Source organism: Bradyrhizobium sp. Leo78 (genome assembly GCF_059512425.1).
On the sequence record NZ_JCAMOT010000010.1, the window covers coordinates 169,146 to 187,533 of the forward strand.

General features: G+C 62.4%; 16 protein-coding genes. 9 read left to right on the forward strand and 7 right to left on the reverse strand.

The annotated features are described in order from the left end of the window. Nucleotides 1–8 precede the first annotated feature (8 nt). The 3 genes from AC5ZG1_RS15820 to AC5ZG1_RS15830 form a co-directional block, all read right to left on the reverse strand. Nucleotides 9–533: a MarR family winged helix-turn-helix transcriptional regulator gene (locus AC5ZG1_RS15820; RefSeq protein ID WP_496133425.1), complete on the reverse strand. Its 525-nt coding sequence runs from the start codon at nt 531–533 to the stop codon at nt 9–11. A 68-nt stretch (nt 534–601) separates the two neighbouring features. Then, nucleotides 602–1,876 (reverse strand): NAD(P)/FAD-dependent oxidoreductase, encoded by a 1,275-nt coding sequence (locus AC5ZG1_RS15825; protein WP_130226650.1) that lies wholly within the window; start codon nt 1,874–1,876, stop codon nt 602–604. 107 nt (nt 1,877–1,983) lie between these two features. Beyond that, complete coding sequence (locus tag AC5ZG1_RS15830) at nt 1,984–3,387, reverse strand: DHA2 family efflux MFS transporter permease subunit (protein WP_496133426.1); 1,404 nt, start codon at nt 3,385–3,387, stop codon at nt 1,984–1,986. A gap of 180 nt (nt 3,388–3,567) precedes the next feature. Between AC5ZG1_RS15830 and AC5ZG1_RS15835 the strand changes: the two genes are divergently transcribed. The 7 genes from AC5ZG1_RS15835 to AC5ZG1_RS15865 all read left to right on the forward strand — a co-directional run bounded on the left by AC5ZG1_RS15835 (nt 3,568) and on the right by AC5ZG1_RS15865 (nt 9,722). Further along, nucleotides 3,568–3,900: a hypothetical protein gene (locus AC5ZG1_RS15835; protein ID WP_496133427.1), complete on the forward strand. Its 333-nt coding sequence runs from the start codon at nt 3,568–3,570 to the stop codon at nt 3,898–3,900. A 9-nt stretch (nt 3,901–3,909) separates the two neighbouring features. Then, the gene (locus tag AC5ZG1_RS15840; RefSeq protein ID WP_496133428.1) at nt 3,910–4,797 is read left to right on the forward strand and encodes an RNA polymerase sigma factor; all 888 of its coding nucleotides are present in this window, start codon (nt 3,910–3,912) and stop codon (nt 4,795–4,797) included. A gap of 294 nt (nt 4,798–5,091) precedes the next feature. Further along, a complete protein-coding gene (locus tag AC5ZG1_RS15845; protein WP_496133429.1) occupies nt 5,092–6,264 on the forward strand; it encodes an ABC transporter substrate-binding protein in 1,173 nt (390 codons plus the stop codon). 130 nt (nt 6,265–6,394) lie between these two features. Further along, nucleotides 6,395–7,312 (forward strand): branched-chain amino acid ABC transporter permease, encoded by a 918-nt coding sequence (locus tag AC5ZG1_RS15850; protein WP_496133430.1) that lies wholly within the window; start codon nt 6,395–6,397, stop codon nt 7,310–7,312. After that, nucleotides 7,309–8,256, forward strand: coding sequence for a branched-chain amino acid ABC transporter permease (locus tag AC5ZG1_RS15855; protein ID WP_496133431.1), 948 nt, complete (start codon nt 7,309–7,311; stop codon nt 8,254–8,256). The genes AC5ZG1_RS15850 and AC5ZG1_RS15855 overlap by 4 nt, the downstream gene beginning before the upstream one ends. Then, complete coding sequence (locus AC5ZG1_RS15860) at nt 8,249–9,016, forward strand: ABC transporter ATP-binding protein (protein ID WP_208829644.1); 768 nt, start codon at nt 8,249–8,251, stop codon at nt 9,014–9,016. Before AC5ZG1_RS15855 ends, AC5ZG1_RS15860 begins: the two co-directional genes overlap by 8 nt. Beyond that, nucleotides 9,009–9,722, forward strand: a complete 714-nt coding sequence (locus tag AC5ZG1_RS15865) for an ABC transporter ATP-binding protein (RefSeq protein ID WP_456640662.1) — start codon at nt 9,009–9,011, stop codon at nt 9,720–9,722. The genes AC5ZG1_RS15860 and AC5ZG1_RS15865 overlap by 8 nt, the downstream gene beginning before the upstream one ends. Nucleotides 9,723–11,020: 1,298 nt before the next feature. Here AC5ZG1_RS15865 and AC5ZG1_RS15870 read toward each other — a convergent pair. The 4 genes from AC5ZG1_RS15870 to AC5ZG1_RS15885 all read right to left on the reverse strand — a co-directional run bounded on the left by AC5ZG1_RS15870 (nt 11,021) and on the right by AC5ZG1_RS15885 (nt 14,653). Next, on the reverse strand, nt 11,021–11,254 hold the full coding sequence (locus tag AC5ZG1_RS15870; protein ID WP_496133432.1) for a hypothetical protein: 234 nt from the start codon (nt 11,252–11,254) through the stop codon (nt 11,021–11,023). A 556-nt stretch (nt 11,255–11,810) separates the two neighbouring features. Then, nucleotides 11,811–12,671, reverse strand: coding sequence for a DMT family transporter (locus tag AC5ZG1_RS15875; RefSeq protein ID WP_456640664.1), 861 nt, complete (start codon nt 12,669–12,671; stop codon nt 11,811–11,813). A gap of 89 nt (nt 12,672–12,760) precedes the next feature. Further along, the gene (locus tag AC5ZG1_RS15880) at nt 12,761–13,375 is read right to left on the reverse strand and encodes a TetR/AcrR family transcriptional regulator (protein WP_496133463.1); all 615 of its coding nucleotides are present in this window, start codon (nt 13,373–13,375) and stop codon (nt 12,761–12,763) included. A 798-nt stretch (nt 13,376–14,173) separates the two neighbouring features. After that, the gene (locus tag AC5ZG1_RS15885; RefSeq protein WP_456640665.1) at nt 14,174–14,653 is read right to left on the reverse strand and encodes a hypothetical protein; all 480 of its coding nucleotides are present in this window, start codon (nt 14,651–14,653) and stop codon (nt 14,174–14,176) included. A gap of 442 nt (nt 14,654–15,095) precedes the next feature. Here AC5ZG1_RS15885 and AC5ZG1_RS15890 point away from each other — a divergent pair, with 442 nt between their 5' ends. Further along, the gene (locus tag AC5ZG1_RS15890) at nt 15,096–16,625 is read left to right on the forward strand and encodes a glycoside hydrolase family 17 protein (protein WP_496133433.1); all 1,530 of its coding nucleotides are present in this window, start codon (nt 15,096–15,098) and stop codon (nt 16,623–16,625) included. Between the two features lie 17 nt (nt 16,626–16,642). Beyond that, a complete protein-coding gene (locus tag AC5ZG1_RS15895; protein WP_456640667.1) occupies nt 16,643–18,124 on the forward strand; it encodes a GH1 family beta-glucosidase in 1,482 nt (493 codons plus the stop codon). Nucleotides 18,125–18,388: the final 264 nt, after the last annotated feature.

The following is an 18,388-nucleotide window of genomic DNA, read 5'->3' on the forward strand; positions in this document are numbered from 1 at the left end:
GCCTGGAGTCAGGAGCCGGTCCGGCCGGTGACGGCGCCGAGATTATTGTGCAGCCGCCGCAACAGATCGATCAACACCTCCCGCTCGTCCTTGCGCAGGCAGGACAACAGCCGACGCTCGCGATCGAGCGCGGCGACGATGACCTTGTCATGGATCGCGCGGCCTCTGGCCGTCAGCGTGATCGAATGGCTGCGGCCGTCATTCGGGTTGGCGCGGATCGCGACCAGCCCGCGCTTTTGCAACAGCGCCAGCGTCCGGCTCACTGGTCCCTTGTCGAAGCCGATGATGTGGCAGATGCGGGAGGCCGGGATGCCCGGCTCGATCGCGAGCTGCGACATGATCCGCCACTCGGTGACGTTGACGCCGAAATGACGCTGGTAGAGCGTGGTGGCGCTGTTCGAGAGCTTGTTCGCAATGAAGGTGACGAAGCCCGGCACGTAGCGGTCGAGATCGAGCGTTGGGCCGGAATTGACAGAAGCAGCTTGCGCGGCTCTCGGCCGGCGCGGCTTCCTGGGGGAGATTTGAGTGCTCATATTTCCAATCATCGCTGCGGGAGCGCGGCCCGCAATAAGGACGTTCCAGCGGTTCTTTTTGGTTAAAGTTATCGCGCCACCTTGCTGCTGCCTTGCGTGATCAGCCGGGCCGCGCGCTGGTCGCGGGCGTGAATCCAGAGCCAGCTCAGCGCGACGCTGAGGCGGTGTCGGATACCGATCAGAAAGTAGATGTGGGCGATGCCCCAGATCCACCAGGCGATGGCGCCGCGCAGCTTGAGCCAGCCGAAATCGATCACGGCGAGCCGCTTGCCGATCTGGGCGAGGCTGCCCTGGTGCTTGTAGCGGAATGGCGGCAGCGTGCGGCCCTCGAGCCGCGCCCTGATCAGCGATGCGACATAACGCCCTTCCTGCTTCGCCGCCGGCGCGATGCCGGGCACCGGCTTGCCGTCGGGGCCGGCGATCGTGATGGTGTCGCCGATCGCAAAGATGTCGGGATGGCCGGGGACGGTGAGGTCGGGATTGACCTGCAGCCGGTAGGCGCGGTCGGCGGGGGCGTTCAGCCATTCGGCGGCCCGCGAAGCGCGCACGCCGGCGGCCCAGATGATGGTCCGTGCGTCCAGCCTCTTGCCGCCATAGACCACGCCGTCGGCATCGCATTCGGTGACCGGCGCGCCCAGCATCACCTCGACGCCGAGCTTTTCCAGCGAACGCTGTGCGTAGGTCGAGAGATCATCGGGAAAGCCCGCGAGCACCCGCGAGCCCGCCTCGATCAGCACGACGCGGGTCTTGTGGGTGTCGATGTTGCGGAAGTCGGGCGCCAGCGTATCGCGTGCTAGGTCGGCGATGGTGCCAGCCATTTCGACGCCGGTCGGTCCGGCGCCGACGATGACGAAGGTGAGTAGCGCCGCGCGCCGCGCCGGATCGGTCTCGCGCTCGGCGCGCTCGAAGGCGACGAGGATGCGCCGCCGCAGCGTGGTGGCGTCTTCCAGCGTTTTCAGGCCCGGTGCGAACGGCTCCCACTCGTCGTGGCCGAAATAGTCGTGGCGTGCGCCGGTCGCGAGGATCAGCGTGTCATAGGGGACGCTGTCGCCGTCATCGAGCACGACACGCTTGCCTTCGGTGTCGATGCTGTTGACGTTGGCGAACAGCGTCGTCACCTCGCGGCGGTCGCGCAGGAGGTAGCGGATCGGCCAGGCGATTTCGGAGGTCGCCAGCGACGCGGTTGCGACCTGGTAGAGCAGCGGTTGGAACAGATGATGGTTGCGGCGATCGATCAAGGTAATCTTCACCGGCGCGCCGGCGAGCCCAAAGGTCGCCTCCAGGCCGCCAAACCCCGCGCCGACAATCACCACGTGATGCGGATCTTTCGGCGGCGTCGTCATCGAATATGGCCCCAGGATTCTCGGTGTCTTCCCTCCTATTATGTATTCATCCACCCAGGCGTTCCAAGGCGCTTCTTTCTAATCGCACGATAGCGAAAACGTATGGCTTAGGCCTTCCGTGGTGCCGTGGCCGTGATCGGCGACTGCGCTGGAAGCATCAGGCCAACCAATGCGCCGGCCAGCGAGAGCGCTGCCGCCGACATCATCGCCGCTGCAAACCCCTTGTTGAAGTGCACAGCGCTGTCGGCCGCGCCCGCAGCGGAAAAGGTCGTGACCATTGCGGCGATGCCGAACATGCCGCCGAGAAAGCGGCCCATGTTGAAGATACCCGACGCCTTGCCAATCTCGGGCACCGCCACTGAGCCAAGGATCGCGTTCTGGGCGGCCGGCATCGACATCGATACTCCGACGCCGGCCAGCACCAGCGGAGCAACGAGGGCGGAATAAGGGAGGCCGGGCGCCGTAACCATGGCGATCCAGCCAAGACCGATCGCTTGCATCAGCAATCCCGCTACCACCAGCGGCCGTTCACCGAATTGGCTGACCATCGCGCCCGCAACCGGTGCCGTCACGAACAATGTTGCTGTCCATGGCAATAGCCGCAGCCCGGTGCCGAACGGGCTGAAGCCGAGCCCGATCTGTAGGAATTGCGGCAGCAGGAACAGCACCCCGTACATAGCGGCGTAGAACAGGAAGCTCGCGCATATGCCCGCGGCGAACGATTTCGACGTGAATAGCCGCATCGGCACCATCGGTGCAGCCGCGCGCGATTCCCACAGCACGAAAGCGACCGAGAACAAAACGCCGGCGATAAGCGTGCCCGCCACCTCGGGGCTCGTCCAACCGATCGCATTGCCGCGCAACAGCGCCCAGACCAGCGCAAATGCGGCAATGGCGACCAGCAGCAGGCCCGGGATGTCAAGCGCTGCGGCCGGACCGAAGCTTTCGCGCAGCCGCGTCAGCACCAGCGCGATGGCGATCGCACCGATCGGCAGGTTGATCCAGAAGATCCAACGCCATCCGAAACTTTCGGTGATGAAGCCGCCGATCGTGGGCCCAATGATCAGCGCGCAGCCGGTGATGCTGGCGAAGATGCCGAGCGCGCGGGCGCGCTCCTCACGAGCGAACGTGCTGCTGAGTATTGCCATTGCAAGCGGCATGACAAGGGCGGCGCCGGCACCTTGCAGCGCGCGGGCGGCGATCAGTGATACGGGTCCGTTCGACAGAGCGCAGGCGGCGGATGCCAGCACAAAAACGGCGATTCCACTTGCAAACATCCGCCGCCGTCCAAAACGGTCGCCGAGCGCGGCCCCGGTAAGCAGCAGTACCCCGAAGGTGAGATTGAAGGCGTTGACTGTCCACTGCAGCGTCTCGACCGGGCTGCCGAAGTCGGCGCGGATGGTCGCAAATCCGGTCGTGATGACCAGGGCGTCGAGCGCCATCATAAAGGATGCCAGTGAGGTGATGCCGAGCACCCAGCGTTGTTCGGCCCGATTGGTGGGGTCATTCATTGTCTGTCCTCCATGTGTCGCGCTGCCCCGTGGCGGCGTGTTCCGCGGGCAAGACGAGCCGGGAGGGGCAAAGGATGCGGCCGGAAAAATTCTTCCTGGGATCGTATCCTTTGGCCGTCGTCAAACGTCCTTGGGGTGCGCGATAGCCTCCGCATCGCGGCGCGAACCAGGGAGAGGACGATGACGACCGGGCTGATCAGGTACAAAACGAAGCCCGAAATGGCCGATACGAACGCCGAACTGGTTGCGGCGGTGTTTGCGGAACTGAAGGCGGCAAAGCCCGATGGGGTGCGTTATCTAACGCTGCGGCTGGAGGACGACACGTTCATCCATGTCGTGGAGACCGCATCCGACGACGGCTCCAGCCCGTTGCCGCAACTGGCCGCGTTCAAGGCGTTCCAGAGCGGCATTCGCGACCGCTGCGCCGAGCCGCCGCTGGTTCGCAGCGCCAGGGTGGTCGGGAACTACCGTATGCTGGAGCATGATCCGGACCAGATAGGGAATGAGTCCTGAGCAGGGAGGATGGCGCCAGTGTCCGATGCCTCGGCGGCCGGTCTCGACAATCTCCTGGTCGTGCTGCGGCCCCGGCTGCACCGCTATTGCTCCCGCATGGTCGGTTCGGTGATCGACGGCGAGGACGTGTTGCAGGATGCGCTGATCAAGGCGGTGGAAGCGTTTCCTTCCGTCGGCGAGGTTCAAAACCCGCAAGGCTGGCTGTTCAGGATAGCGCACAACGCCGCGCTCGATTTCCTGCGCCGCCGCCATCGGCAGGACGCGCTCCGATCGGCGGAGGAGGTCGATATGATGGCCGACGAGTTCGACGACATCGCCCGCCGCGAGATCGCAGCCGCCAGCCTGCGCACCTTCATGCGCTTGCCGGTGGCGCAGCGCAGCAGCGTGATCCTGATGGACGTGCTCGGCTATTCGCTGGCGGAAGTCTGCGAGATCATGGACCTGAGCCTGGTCGCGGCAAAGGCCACCTTGCATCGTGGCCGGTCCCGGCTGCGCGAGCTCGCGCAAGAAGGCGACGACGCGCCGCGGCCGAAGCTGACGGACGCCGACCGGGCCCGTCTTTCCGCCTATGTCACCCATTTCAACGCCCGCGATTTCGACGCCATCCGCACCATGATCGCCGACGACATCAAGCTTGATCTCGTCAGCAGGACCCGGCTCAATGGCAAGGTCGAAGTTTCGCGCTATTTCGGCAATTATGCCAAGGCCAGCGACTGGCATCTGGTGCCGGGGCTTGTGGAAGGCCGTCCCGCGATTCTGGTGTTCGACCCCACGGCGCCCGCCGCGACGCGGCCGAAATATTTCGTGCTGCTGGACTGGCAGGCCGACAGGGTCGCGAGCATCCGGGATTTCCGCCACGCGTCCTACGTCATCGAGGACGCGGAATATCTCGTGTAGTGGAGCGCCGCAAAGGCGGCCGGCAACAGCTGCAAAACTGCGACAATGGTTGCCCGCGCAACCGGCACTATAATTCTTGCCAGCCTCGCATTTTACGAATTATGGTGCAGATCAGGCGCAAGCATGCGCCGAAGGTTCTAAACGGCGCCTTCGGTTCGCGCTTGCTGCCCGGTCAGGATTCCGCGCACAAAACACGTCACCTAAAAAGAGAGTGACGGGGGCACGGACGACGCTGCCGGACGGTTCACCCGCCTGGCGGGTCGGTTGGAATGGTTGAGGAGGAGGGGAGTGAACATGAAAACGTCATTTTGGCTGGCGGGCGTCACCGCGCTGGCGCTGGCGCAGCCCGCATTGGCGGCTGACACCATCAAGATCGGCTTTGTCTCGACTTTCAGCGGTCCGACCGCCGTCATCGGCAACGATATGCGGAACTCGTTCGAGCTGGCGCTCGACCATCTCGGCCGCAAGATGGACGGCAAGCCGGTCGAGGTGATCTACGAGGACGACCAGCAGAAGCCCGACATCGGCAAGCAGAAGACCGAGAAACTGGTGCAGTCCGACAAGGTCGATTTCATCGTCGGCTACATCTGGTCGAACGTGCTGCTGGCCTCGCTGAAGACCGCCGTCGACAGCAAGACCTTCCTGATCTCGGCCAATGCCGGTCCGTCGCAGCTCGCCGGCGAGCTTTGCTCCCCTTACGTCTTCTCGACCTCCTGGCAGAACGACCAGACGCCCGCCGCCATGGGCCTCTACATGAACCAGAAGGCCGTGAAATCGGTGTTCCTGATCGGGCCGAACTATGCCGCCGGCAAGGACATGCTTGCGGGCGTCAAGAGCACCTTCAAGGGCGAAGTGGTCGGCGAAGAATATACGGTGTGGCCGAGCCAGCTCGATTTCTCCGCCGAGCTGACCAAGGCGCGCAACTCGAAGGCCGAGTCGATCTTCGTGTTCTATCCGGGCGCGGCCGGCGTGCAGTTCCTCAACCAGTATGTGCAGGCTGGCATCAAGCAGCAGATCCCGCTCTACACCGCCTTCACCATCGACGAATTGTCGTTGCCGCTGCAAAAAGAGAACGCGCTCGGCATTCCCGGGGCCCAGGAATGGGTGAACGATTTGCCGAATGAAGAGAACAAGCGTTTCGTCGCCGATTACCGCAAGAAATACGCGAACCTGCGCCCAACCTATTACGGCGCGCAGGCCTATGACGCCGCCCAGCTCATCAACAGCGCGGTGGTCGCGGTGAAGAGCGATTTGACCAAAAAGGACGCGATGAAGGCGGAGATGGAGAAGGCGAACTTCAAGTCGCTGCGCGGCCCGTTCAAATACGGCAACAACCACATCCCGATCCAGAATTTCTACCTGCAGGACGTGGTCAAGGACGGCGACGGCCAGCTATCCCTGAAGACGGTGGCGACCATCGTCGAAAACGACCAGGACCGGTTCCACGACAAATGTCCGATGAAATAGGTCTGGATATTGTCGGCGCATGATCTGCCAAAAGTCTGAGCGGTTTGGTCAGCCATCATGCACCCAACAACAATTGGCGGCGGCGCGGACGCGCTGCCGCTTTCTTGTTTCAGCCTGATATAAGTCGCCGATGTTCCTTCTGATCGAACAACTTCTGAACGGATTACAGTTCGGCCTGCTCTTGTTCCTGCTGGCGGCCGGGCTCACGCTGGTGTTCGGCATCATGGATTTCGTGAACCTGGCGCATGGTTCGCTCTACATGATGGGCGCCTATTTCGCCGCGACCTTTGTCGGCTGGACCGGCAGCTTCGTGCTTGGCGCGATCCTCGCGCTGGCCGCCACGCTTCTGCTCGGCATCGCCCTCGAATTCGTGGCGCTCAGGCATCTCTATGGCCGCGACCATCTCGACCAGGTGCTGGCGACCTTCGGCCTGATCCTGTTCTTCAATGACATGGTGCGGCTGATCTGGGGGCCGGCGGGCCTTGCGCTGCCGCTGCCGACATGGCTGACCACCCCGGTGCAGCTGCTGCCCGGCGTGTACTACCCGGCCTACCGGCTCTCGATCATCATTGTCGCGCTGCTGGTCGCCGCGCTGCTTTATCTCGTGGTGATGCGCACCCGCATCGGCATGCTGATCCGCGCCGGCGCCTCCAACCGCGAGATGGCCGGCGCCCTCGGCATCAACATCAAGCTATTGTTCACGCTGGTGTTCGGCCTTGGCGCCGCGCTCGCGGGCCTTGCCGGCTTGATGCAGGCGCCGATCCTGACCGTGCAGATCGGCATGGGCGAGAACATCCTGATCCTCGCCTTCGTCGTCATCGTGATCGGCGGCATCGGCTCGATCCGCGGCGCCTTCCTCGCCGCGATCTTCGTCGGCCTGATCGACACGCTCGGCCGCGCCTTCCTGCCGGATCTCCTGCGCAAGGTGCTGAGCGGCGCCGCTGCCTCGACGGCCGCACCCGCTTTGTCTTCGATGCTGATCTATTTGTTGATGGCGATCGTGCTGGTCGTGCGGCCGGAGGGGCTGTTTCCGGCCGCCAAGCGATGAAGTTCAAGCTCAACGCCAGCAACGCCGTTGTGGCGGTGGTTTGCGCCGCGCTTGTCCTGCTGCCGGTCTATTCGGCTGTTACAGGCAACATCTTCATCCTGACGCTGTTCACGCGCATCATCATCTTTGCGCTGGCGGCTTCGAGCCTGAACCTGATGATGGGTTACGGCGGCATGATGAGTTTCGGCCACGCTGCCTATCTCGGCATCGGCGGCTATGCGGTCGGCATCCTGGCCGCCGAGGGCATCGGCTCCGGCTTCATCCAGTGGCCTGTGGCGCTCGCCGTCTCCGCTTTGTTTGCGCTGGTGATCGGCTCGCTCTCCCTGCGCACCCGCGGCGTCTATTTCATCATGATCACGCTCGCATTCGCGCAGATGGCCTATTACGTCGCCTCCGCGCTGTCGCGCTATGGCGGTGACGACGGCCTGACCATCTACAAGCGCAGCACCTTCGACGGGCTGATCAACCTCTCGGACCGCACGCAGTTCTACTATCTCTGCCTCGCCTGCTTGTTCGGCGGCATCTACCTGATCTGGCGCATCGTCAATTCGCGGTTCGGCCTGGTGGTGCAGGGCGTGCGCTCCAACGAGCAGCGCATGCAGGCGATCGGCTTTCCGGCCTATCGCTACCGGCTGACCTGCTTCGTCATCGCGGGCACGATCTGTGGCCTTGCCGGCGCGCTGCTCGCCAACAATACGGATTTCGTCAGCCCGGCCGTGATGTACTGGACCCGCTCCGGCGAACTCATGGTGATGGTGATCCTCGGCGGCATGGGCTGGCTGTTCGGCCCGTTGATCGGCGCGATCGTCTTCCTCGTGCTGGAAGAATTGCTGTCGCAATTCACCGAATATTGGGCGCTGATCATGGGCCCGCTATTGGTCTTGATCGTGCTGTTCGCGCGTGGTGGCATCATGGGCCTGCTCGGGAGGATGCGTCGTGGCTGATCCCCTGCTTCGCGTCGACAATCTGGTGCGCCGTTTCGGCGGCATCCTCGCCACCGACAATCTGTCGCTCGAGGTGCCGCGCGGCGAACTGCATGCCATCATCGGCCCCAACGGCGCCGGCAAGACCACGCTGATCAGCCAGTTGACCGGGCAATTGATGCCGAATTCCGGCACCATCCATTTTGCCGGTCGCGACGTCACGCGGCTGCCGTCCTATCGGCGCAGCCGGCTCGGGCTGGCGCGCTCGTTCCAGATCACCTCGCTGCTCAAGGATTTCACCGCGATCGACAATGTCGCGCTCGCGGCGCAGGCGCATGACGGCCACTCCTTCCGCTTCTGGGGCAATGCGCGCAAGGAGAAGCACCTGCGCGATACCGCGCGTGCGGCGCTGGAACGCGTCGGCCTCGGATCGCGCGCCGATGTCCTGGTCTCCGAGCTCAGCCATGGCGAGCAGCGTGAGCTCGAACTCGCGGTGGCGCTCGCAACCAAGCCGCAGCTCCTACTGCTGGATGAGCCGATGGCAGGCCTCGGCGTCACCGAGTCCGCGCGGATGGTCGGGCTGCTGAAGGAGCTGCGCAAGGAATTCACCATCGTGCTGGTCGAGCACGACATGGAAGCGGTGTTCGCACTCGCCGACCGCATCACGGTCCTGGTCTATGGCCGCGTTATCGCCTGCGATACGCCGGATGCGATCCGCCGGCATGAAGAGGTGAAGCGGGCCTATCTCGGCGAGCAGCATGCGGTGACCCGTCATGGCTGACACGTTACTTGAAATCGAGGGGATCGAGACCTGCTACGGCCTCAGCCAGGTGCTGTTCGGCCTGTCGCTGTCGATCAAGAGCGGCGAGATGGTCGCGCTGATGGGCCGCAACGGCATGGGCAAGACCACCACGATCCGCTCCATCATGGGATTGACCCCGGCGCGATCAGGCGCGATCCGCTTCGCCGGGCAACAGGTGCGTGGCCTGCCCTCCTACAAGATTGCGAAACTCGGCATCGGCCTGGTGCCGGAGGGCCGGCAGATCTTCCCGAACCTGACCGTGCGCGAAAACCTGGTCGCGGCCTCAGGCAATCGTCTGCGCAGCTCGGATCCCTGGACGCTGGAGAAGATCCACGCGCTGTTCCCGCGGCTCGCCGAGCGCGGCAGCAACATGGGCGTCACGCTCTCCGGCGGCGAGCAGCAGATGCTCGCCATCGGCCGCGCACTGATGACCAATCCGAAACTCCTGATCCTGGACGAGGCCACCGAAGGCCTCGCCCCCTTGATCCGCGACGAGATCTGGAGCTGCCTGTCGATGCTGAAAGGACGCGGCCAGTCCGTGCTGGTGATCGACAAGAACGTCGGAAACCTCGCCCGCATCGCCGACCGCCATTACATCATCGAGCGCGGCCGGACCGTGTGGAGCGGCACATCGGAGCAACTGGTCGCCGAGCCCGATCTGCAGCACCGGTATTTGGGCATTTGAGATACGCTAGGCGCCGCGATGTCGGCTCGAAGAAGGTGTCGCTCCAGACCAGCTGCACCGCGTAGCCTGCTTGTTCGACCCGCCGAAGAATAAAAAGGTCTTCTCGCATGCTATCCATGGAAGCAGGACGAAAATTATGCATGGCAGCCGTATGGTTGCTGCTCGCGTCGTACTTCTCGGTAGTGGTCGGTTTCGGTCTCGGCACAGATTCTCAGCTAGGCTGCGGGCTGGCGGGTTATTCGTCTCATGTGTGGCCTTCATTGAACGACGAGATAAATGGCGTCAGAAGCTCTCTGCCTCGCTACGAATGCGTTTTCGTTTTCTTGAAGTCGTTCAATCTGCTCCTGTCAGGAGCTGCTGCCTTGGTATTCATGGCGATATTCTTACGCAATTTCCGTGTGAGTAATACCCTGTTTCGGAGATGGCCATGGCCGTTTGTAGGTTCGTTTCTGTTGGGCGTAGCTTGCTTCGTCCTTGTCCGCTACTACCCAGTCAGCAGTTTTTCCCACCAGTCGCTTCTGAGGTCGATAATGTCGCCCGTTGTTATCTATTTTTTTATGTCAATAGGTCTCTTAGGACCGTTGGTGAAGGAGGAGAGTGAGTAAGCAGCAATCGGGAAATCGCATTTTGAGACACTGAGGGTCAGGTAGGCCCTCCCAAGTTCAGCAGATGCCGGCCGGATGTCCGCTTGGCCGCCAAAGCGGGATGAGGCGAACGATGACGAAGCTGTGCAGATGATCGACAGCTCGATTTGGTCGATATCAACGCCCACCGGTCTGGATCGCACTGGCAGCCGGTGAGGCCGACCGCCTTGCGCCGGCGCTCGCCGCAAACTCCGCCGTCATTGCGAGCGAAGCGAAGCAATCCATGCCTCTATCTCGGGATTTGAGGCACGGCTTGGCGCCGCGATGTGGGCCCGAAGAAGAGCTCCGTCGCCTACGCCGCTTGTGCGATCCACTGAAGTCGATATCCGCTTCGCGCCCAAAGCGATGGAATTGCTGCGCGGCAGTAAATGACGCAACGGGCCAGAATTCGACATGCAGGTCCATGCTGCGTGTACGCAGATGGCGCGATTCTGCTCAACCAAAAGCGGTTATGTGTCGATCTCCGTTCATGAAGATGAATGGAACTCGATGAGATGTTTCGCATGTTATGGCACAAGTAGCCCTTGCGCGCCGGTTTCGCCGAGCGCAGTCTTCCCGAGCGTTTCACAAGAACTTACGGAGGGTGCGACCATGCCAAGGGTCAAGCAGGCTTCGAAGCAGAAACGCGCAACCAAAGCCGCCACCGTGAAGGTGCTAGGTGCCGTCGGACTGGGTCTTTCGCTGGCGGGTAGTGCATCCGCATCCACGATGCCCGCTGCCGGTGTCCCGCAGCCTTACAATACCTCGCCAAATCAGCGCTTCTTTCTCGGCGAGGAGGAAATGGCCGACGTCAGTCTGGCCACGTTCCATCTGTTCGATAGAGAAAACTTTGGTGGCGGCGTGCAGCTGGCGCGCGGCGGCGGCTGCGGTGGTTGCGGGTGCGGCCATGGTGGTGGCGGGTGCGGCGGCGGCCGAGGTTGCGGTGGTGGCGGGTTTGGCGGCGGCCGAGGTTGCGGTGGTGCCGGATTTGTTGGCGGCGGAGGTTGCGGTGGTGGCGGATTTGTTGGCGGCCGAGGTTGCGGTGGTGGCGGGTTTGTTGGCGTCCGAGGTTGCGGTGGTGCCAGGTTTGTTGGCGTCCGAGGTTGCGGTGGCTTCCGTGGTTGCCTTGGCTTCCGTGGTTGCGGTTGCGGCGGCTGCGGGTTCAGCGTCGGGTTCTATGACGACATCGGGTTCGATGACGACATCGGGTTCGGTGGCTGGGGGTATGGTGGCTGGGGGGTTGGTGGTTGCGCGGGTTGCTGCGCATCCTGGGGGGCGTGCCGCTTGTGCTAAGTCCCACCAAGGACTCTGCCAAGCCGCGATCAGCCTCTCGCTGGTTGCGAGTTTAAGGTCGCCTTTGAAGGGTTTCGGACGCCGGCCGCCGAATATGCCGCGCCGTCAATCATGCGACCGGCATCCGAAACCCTTCACAAACCCGGAAGTCGCCACGACGCGACTTCCGGGTTCAAATCGGTCGAGCGCTCGGTCTTAATTGTGTGATAGCGACGCCGGAGATCGCGAGCAGCCCACCGACAATCAACTTTGGAGTCATGCGGTCGCCAAGGAATAACACGCTCGAAATCAAGGCGAACACCGGAAGCAGCAGACCGAAGGGTGCGACGCGGCCCATGGAGCAGCGGGCGATCAGCCAGAACCAAAGGCCAAACCCAACAATTCCTCCGATGAAAATTGTGTAGGCGAGTGCCAGCCAACCACGGTGATCCGCTGTGACAAGGCTCGCCAGTTGTCCATACTCAAGGAGCAGCGACATCAACATGACCTGCGGCACCGTGAGCAGGGACGACCACCCCATCAACGCCAGGGGATCAAAAGGGCCGTAGCGTTTCGTCAAGACGTTGGACACCGCGAATGCGAAGGCTGATCCGACCACAAGCAGCAGCGGACGCGCATTTGCCGACAGGCCAGGCTCCGCTGCCAACACGACCACGCCGACGAATGCAAGCACCACTCCGGCGGACGTGGTGAGAGACGGCCTCTCCGCCAGTAACGGCCAGGCTAACAGCACAGTAAAGGGCGTGGCGAGCTGATATGCGACGGCCGACATGCTTCCCGAGCCGAGCCCAAGGCCAACATAGAAGAGTCCGAAGTTCAGTCCACCAAAGAAAATCGAAATAGCTGCGATCGGGCCGAGCTGTTGCCGCGTGGGCCTCTTGACGAACGGAACCAGCAGCAGCGCGATGGCCAGGAAGCGCAGTGCGAGGAAGAAGAGAGGCGGAAACTCCGTGACGCCCACCTTGATGGCCACGAACTGATAACCCCAGAGCAACGGAACGACCACCGCGCAGACGATCTGGATGGCAGACATGGGCATCTTCCTTTCAAGACCGATCAGTCTAGATATCGCTGCGCCAATAGCGGAGGCGTCCAAGGGGCGATTACCTGACGAAGGGTTGTTTACTTGATGAAGCGGTCGAGAAGAGCGTCAACGGTGGCTTGCGATGTGATCCGAGTCGGTGCCGTTTTGCCGACCACTCGCAGCCCCTCAACGAAACAGACGAGAATTCGGGCGGCACTTGAAGGCTCAACACCATCGGCCAACTTGCCCGCCGCCTTCGCGCGAGAAAGCGCATCCGCCACCCTGGCCTCCATGGCTTTGAAAAAGCTCGCGATGCGACGACCAACTTCAGTATCCTGGCCAGCCAGCTCCATGGCTGCGGCCACCAGCAGGCATCCGCGCCGACCATTGGCACCGCTGGTGCGGTCAACGTAGCCGGCAAGGTAGGCCCGCAGGCCGTCGACCGGCTCTCTGCGGGGGTCGAGTTCGATATCCATCCTTGTCAGAGCATCGGCAATGTAGCGATCAAGCGAGCGCAAGAAGAGCGAGTGCTTGTCACCGAAAGCCGCGTAAAGGCTGCCACGCGAGAGCTTTGTCGCACGAAGAAGGTCAGGGAGCGCCGTGGCGTGATAGCCGCGCGCCCAGAACACACCCATCGCGCGTTCGACAGCAGCTTCCATGTCGAAACTTCGGGGGCGGCCACGGGGCAACTGTGCTGGGGTTTGGTGGCTCATTGCCAATATATAGACCAATTGGTCTTTAAATCGCAAGTGGCCGCTTTGGGGGATGACGGCCCTGCGTCATTGCGAGCGAAGCGAAGCAATCCACGTCTCCACGGGCGGCGCTATGGATTGCTTCGCTCCGCTCGCAATGACGACGTGGATGCAACGGGTGCGACAAATCAACCCGACGGGCAAATCACCAAAAGTCTGTCCAGCCCTCGCAGGAAAAACATTCCGCTTCCGTCGTCGGGCAAATCAGTGATTTAACTCCGCGCGTCTCACGGCGGATGAGGGGCGGGTCGCGATCGTCACGAACGTTGCGGTGAGATGCGGTGGACGCGGGTGTTGCGATAGACGAACGCAACTATCCGTGGACGGCGAAGTCGTGTGGTTCTGGCGCCCCGACGCTGGCGCTAAGCTCGCGAGCAGCAAGAGCTGCCCGCGGGTGATGGTGGCAAGAAAGCCCGGTCACCAAGGAGAGCACGAAGGAAACCGTAACACCATCGCGCAGGGAAAGCCGGAATGCTTCGGTTGACCTGTGGTCCTACCCCCGTGCTTTTTTGTTGCACGGGACCCACGGGTGCAACCGGCACCCGGCTTTCCCTGCGCCCTCTGATATCGAGGAGGGTGAAACGAGACGCAAAGCTCGGGCGCAAAACGCCGCGAGAATGCGGACTCGCATCCTCACTGCTGTTTGAAATCAAACGTAGGATGGGTAGAGCGCAGCGAAACCCATCATTCGTGCCGCCGTCGCCGAAGCTGATGGGTTTCGCTGCGCTCTGCCCATCCTACGGAATTGCTGTTTGACATTCAAATCAGAACTCTCCGCTCGTCATTGCAAGCGCCAGCGACTTGAGCCCTCATATTGCTGATCGGCCAACCGGGATGAAGCCGCGCATCGAAGGCATGAAGGTCGCCGGTGGCGGCGCTGACGTTGTTGTCACCCCATACGCTTGACCAGCTTCCGTTCGGAGTCAGTCTTGCCAATTGCGTTGGCCACGACTTGCTCTTGGCGTTGGACGCGAGTTCGTTGCTGGCGGCACCCTGGCCGGCGACCGTTGAATCGCCGAGACAGCCGATGATCGCATTGGCGTCTCCGCGCTGCTGCGCCACCGATGCTTTCTGCCAATTGGGGAGGTTGGAGCCGGTAAAATTGTAGAAGCCGGTAGGCAGCGGATTGCCGGGGGGCAGTACCTCGCCAGAGGCCGGCGTCAGTAGACCAGTCCGCCTCGAAAGTTGCATACAGGCCACCAGCGCCGCCGCGCCTGCAATGAACTCGCGTCGCCGCATCAATAGCTTCCCCGCGCAATCGCCAGGGCCTTCAAGAACGCGCGTAGCCTGCCCATTGCCATTCCTGCGTTTGTAGGCACATGAAAGACACTGCTATACTTCTTCCGTAAATCTACGGATGGGGTCTGCCGTAGTTGCGTGCGGCGAATTTGGGGATTTAGCTTTGGCTTGACCGGGCCAGGCTAAAGCATTTGAAACGATGTCTTCAATCGCTTTCTTCAGCGAACTGGATGGTTCCTCGCGCTCCCCTGCGATCGTCGGTTCGGACGCAGCCCGGAGCGCTTAACTGATGCAGCTCGATGTTCCCGCCGGATCAAGCCCCAATCGTGCGAGCCGGTTGCCCGGTGGCGCCGCCATAAGATCGCCGCTTAGGGTTGCCGCGCCGCTATGGCTGTTCCTACTGTCCATGTGCATCATTGTCGCGGTTTGGTGCTGGCTGGCGATGCCGGTCCCATTGGGACACGCGCCCGTCGATCTCGCGAAGAAACTGGATTGTGTTTCCTATGCGCCATTTCGCGGCCACCAGACGCCGTGGAATTCCTCCGCCGTCATCAGCCCGGACCAGATCGCGGAAGATATCGCCGATCTTGCCAAGATCAGCACCTGCATCCGCATCTACTCGGTGGAGAACGGCCTGGACAAGGTGCCCGAGCTCGCGTCAAAGGTCGGGCTGAAGGTGATCCTCGGCGTCTGGATCGGACGCGATCGTCTGAAGAATGCCAGCCTCATTGAAACCGCGGTGTCGCTGGCCAACCAATTTACCGACGTCGTCACCGCAGTCATCGTCGGCAACGAGGTGCTGCTCCGTGGTGAACTGCCCGAGGCGGGCCTTCGCGAGGCCATCCGCTCCGCCAAAGTTCGCGTCAGCGTTCCCGTGAGCTACGCCGACACCTGGGACTTCTGGCTGCGCTACCCGGAACTCGGCCATGACGTCGATTTCGTGACGATCCACGTCCTGCCCTATTGGGAAGACGTTCCGCCCCGCGCCGAGGAAGCGCCCCAGCATGTGCTCGACGCGCGCAACAAGGTCGCGCTGGCATTTCCCGGAAAGGAGATCTTCATCGGCGAGGCCGGCTGGCCGAGCCGAGGACGCATGCGCGACGGTGCGCTGCCATCGCGCATCAATCAGGCGCGCTTCACCTTCGAGCTGCTCGACAAGGCCAGTCGGGAGAACGTTCGTATCAATTTGTTCGAAGCGTATGACGAGCCATGGAAGCGCCAGTGGGAAGGGACGGTGGGCGCTCATTGGGGCTGGCTCGATGGAGAAAGCCGCCGGCTGAAATATTCACCCGGAGCTGCCGTCAGCAACTATCCGTTCTGGAAGCTGCAGCTCGGCGCTGGCCTGGCTTTCAGCATCGCCATGTTCGTCACGGCGTTGTTGGCGCGCCTGCGCTCGGCTGCGCCAACGGCATTGTCGCGGTGGCTTGCGGTGGCGGCATCCGCCACCGTCGGCGGAATCCTGCTCGGTATTAGCGTCGAGAATGCGCTCCACGAAAGCTACGGCCTTGCCGGGTTGATGCGGCAAGGCTCGTTCTTGATCGCAGCAACGGTTCTGCCGCTCCTGTGCATGAACGCCTTGATGTCGGGCCGCGCGCTCCCGGCGATTGCGGAATTGATCGGACCGCGCGAGATGCGAACACGATCCCTGCCGGCACTGCTTCACGGCGCTGTGCTCCTCCTCACGGCCATGGTCGCAGCGGAAAGCGCACTGGGCTTCATGTTCGACCCGCGGTCGCGCGACTTCCCATTTGCCAGCTTGACCATGGCGGCGGTGCCGATCCTGGTGGTGGCGCTACTGAACCGTCGAAAGCCGGAGGTGCGCGCAACATCCGAGTCGGTATTCGCTGGCCTGTTCGCGGCGGCCGCGGTCTTCATCCTGCTGAATGAAGGCATTCAAAACTGGCAGTCGCTATGGACCGCGGCCGCGTTTGTTCTGCTTGGCGCCGCGCTGTGGTCGTCGCGCGAGCGGTGAATTTCTGGAGTATATCGATGTCGCTGGATGGACTTTCACGGCGTCATTTCGCAACGCTCGCCGGAGCGGCAGCGCTCGGATTGTCGGCCGCGCCGGCCTATCCGGCCGATGCCGGCAAGCCGCAGGAGGTCAGAGCCGCCGGTGAAAATTCGCTGGCCGGCTTTCCGGCCGATTTCCGATGGGGCACGGCGACTTCGGCCTATCAGATCGAAGGAGCCGTCAACGAAGACGGCCGCGGGCCGGCGATCTGGGACGGCTTTGCTCACACGCCCGGGACCATCATCGATCACAGCAATGCCGATGTCGCCGATGATCACTATCGCCTGTACCGCGACGACGTCCAGTTGATGAAGGCGCTGGGAGCCACGGCGTATCGTTTCTCGATCGCGTGGCCGCGCGTCTTCCCGGAGGGGGCAGGCACGCCAAATCCGAAGGGCCTCGACTTCTACGACCGGCTGATTGACGAACTCCTGGCGAACGGCATCGAGCCGTTCGCCACGCTCTATCATTGGGATCTGCCCCAGGCATTGCAGGACCGCTTCGGCGGCTGGATGTCGCGCGACACCGCGAAGGCCTTTGCGGATTACGCGGCCTATGTCGCCGAGCGCCTGACCGATCGCGTCAGCCACATCTTCACCATCAACGAATGTTCGAGGCTCGTTCATCTCGGCCACGGCCTTGGGATCGACGCCCCTGGTTTGAAACTGCCGCAAGCCGAGTTGAATCAGGTCCGTCACAACGTTGCGCTCGGACATGGCCTGTCGGTGCAGGCGATCCGCGTGCGTGGGCGGCCGGGGACGAAGGTCGGGCCCGCGGAGAACCTGGTCGTCTGCATACCGGCGATCGACACTCCCGCGCATGTGCGCGCCGCAGAAATCGCGACACGTGAACTCAACGGCGGCTATCTGACCGTGATGCTCGAAGGGCAGTACATCGACGGCTTTCTGGCTCAGGCCGGAAAGGACGCCCCAAAATACACGACCGAAGATCTCCGCATCATCTCGTCGCCGATCGATTTCTTGGGGCTGAACATCTACAAGCCCGACCATTACGTGCTGGCGGCCGACAACGAACGCGGCTTCGCCTTGGCGCCGTTTCCCGCATCGTTCCCGCACATGGATGCGGATTGGCTCCGGTTCGGCCCCGAGGCGATGTACTGGGCGCCGCGTCACGCGGCAAAGCTGTGGGGCGTGCGGTCGATCTATATCACCGAGAACGGGACGTCGTCGTCGGACCAACCTGCAGCGGACGGCAACGTCTACGACCTCGATCGGGTGATGTATCTGCGCAACTATTTGCAGCAGCTCCAGCGCGCGACGTCACAGGGAGTGCCCGTGGCCGGGTACTTCCACTGGAGCCTGATCGATAATTTTGAATGGGCGGATGGCTATCAGAAAAGGTTCGGGCTCTACCACGTCGACTTCAAGACGCAACGCCGTACCCCGAAATTGAGCGCTTCATTCTACCGTGAGGTCATCAAGCAAAACGCCGTGGTCTGATACGCCGGACGGGCGCACATAAATGCTTTGATGTCAGCGGCCCAGATGGTGCCGTCCCATTTGCGCAAGGCTGGCGCGGCAGGCGAAGCGGTAAATGATGTTGAAGAAATATGCCAACATGATCGAACTCCGCTGTTGATCATGGAGGGGTAGGTTGACCCCTTATTCTTTCAGGAGATTTTCGTGGCTTGGCAAAATGGTTTCGTTGCGGCCATAGTGGATTTCGTCGGGCGACAATGCACGAAACCGATTCACGCGCGTGTG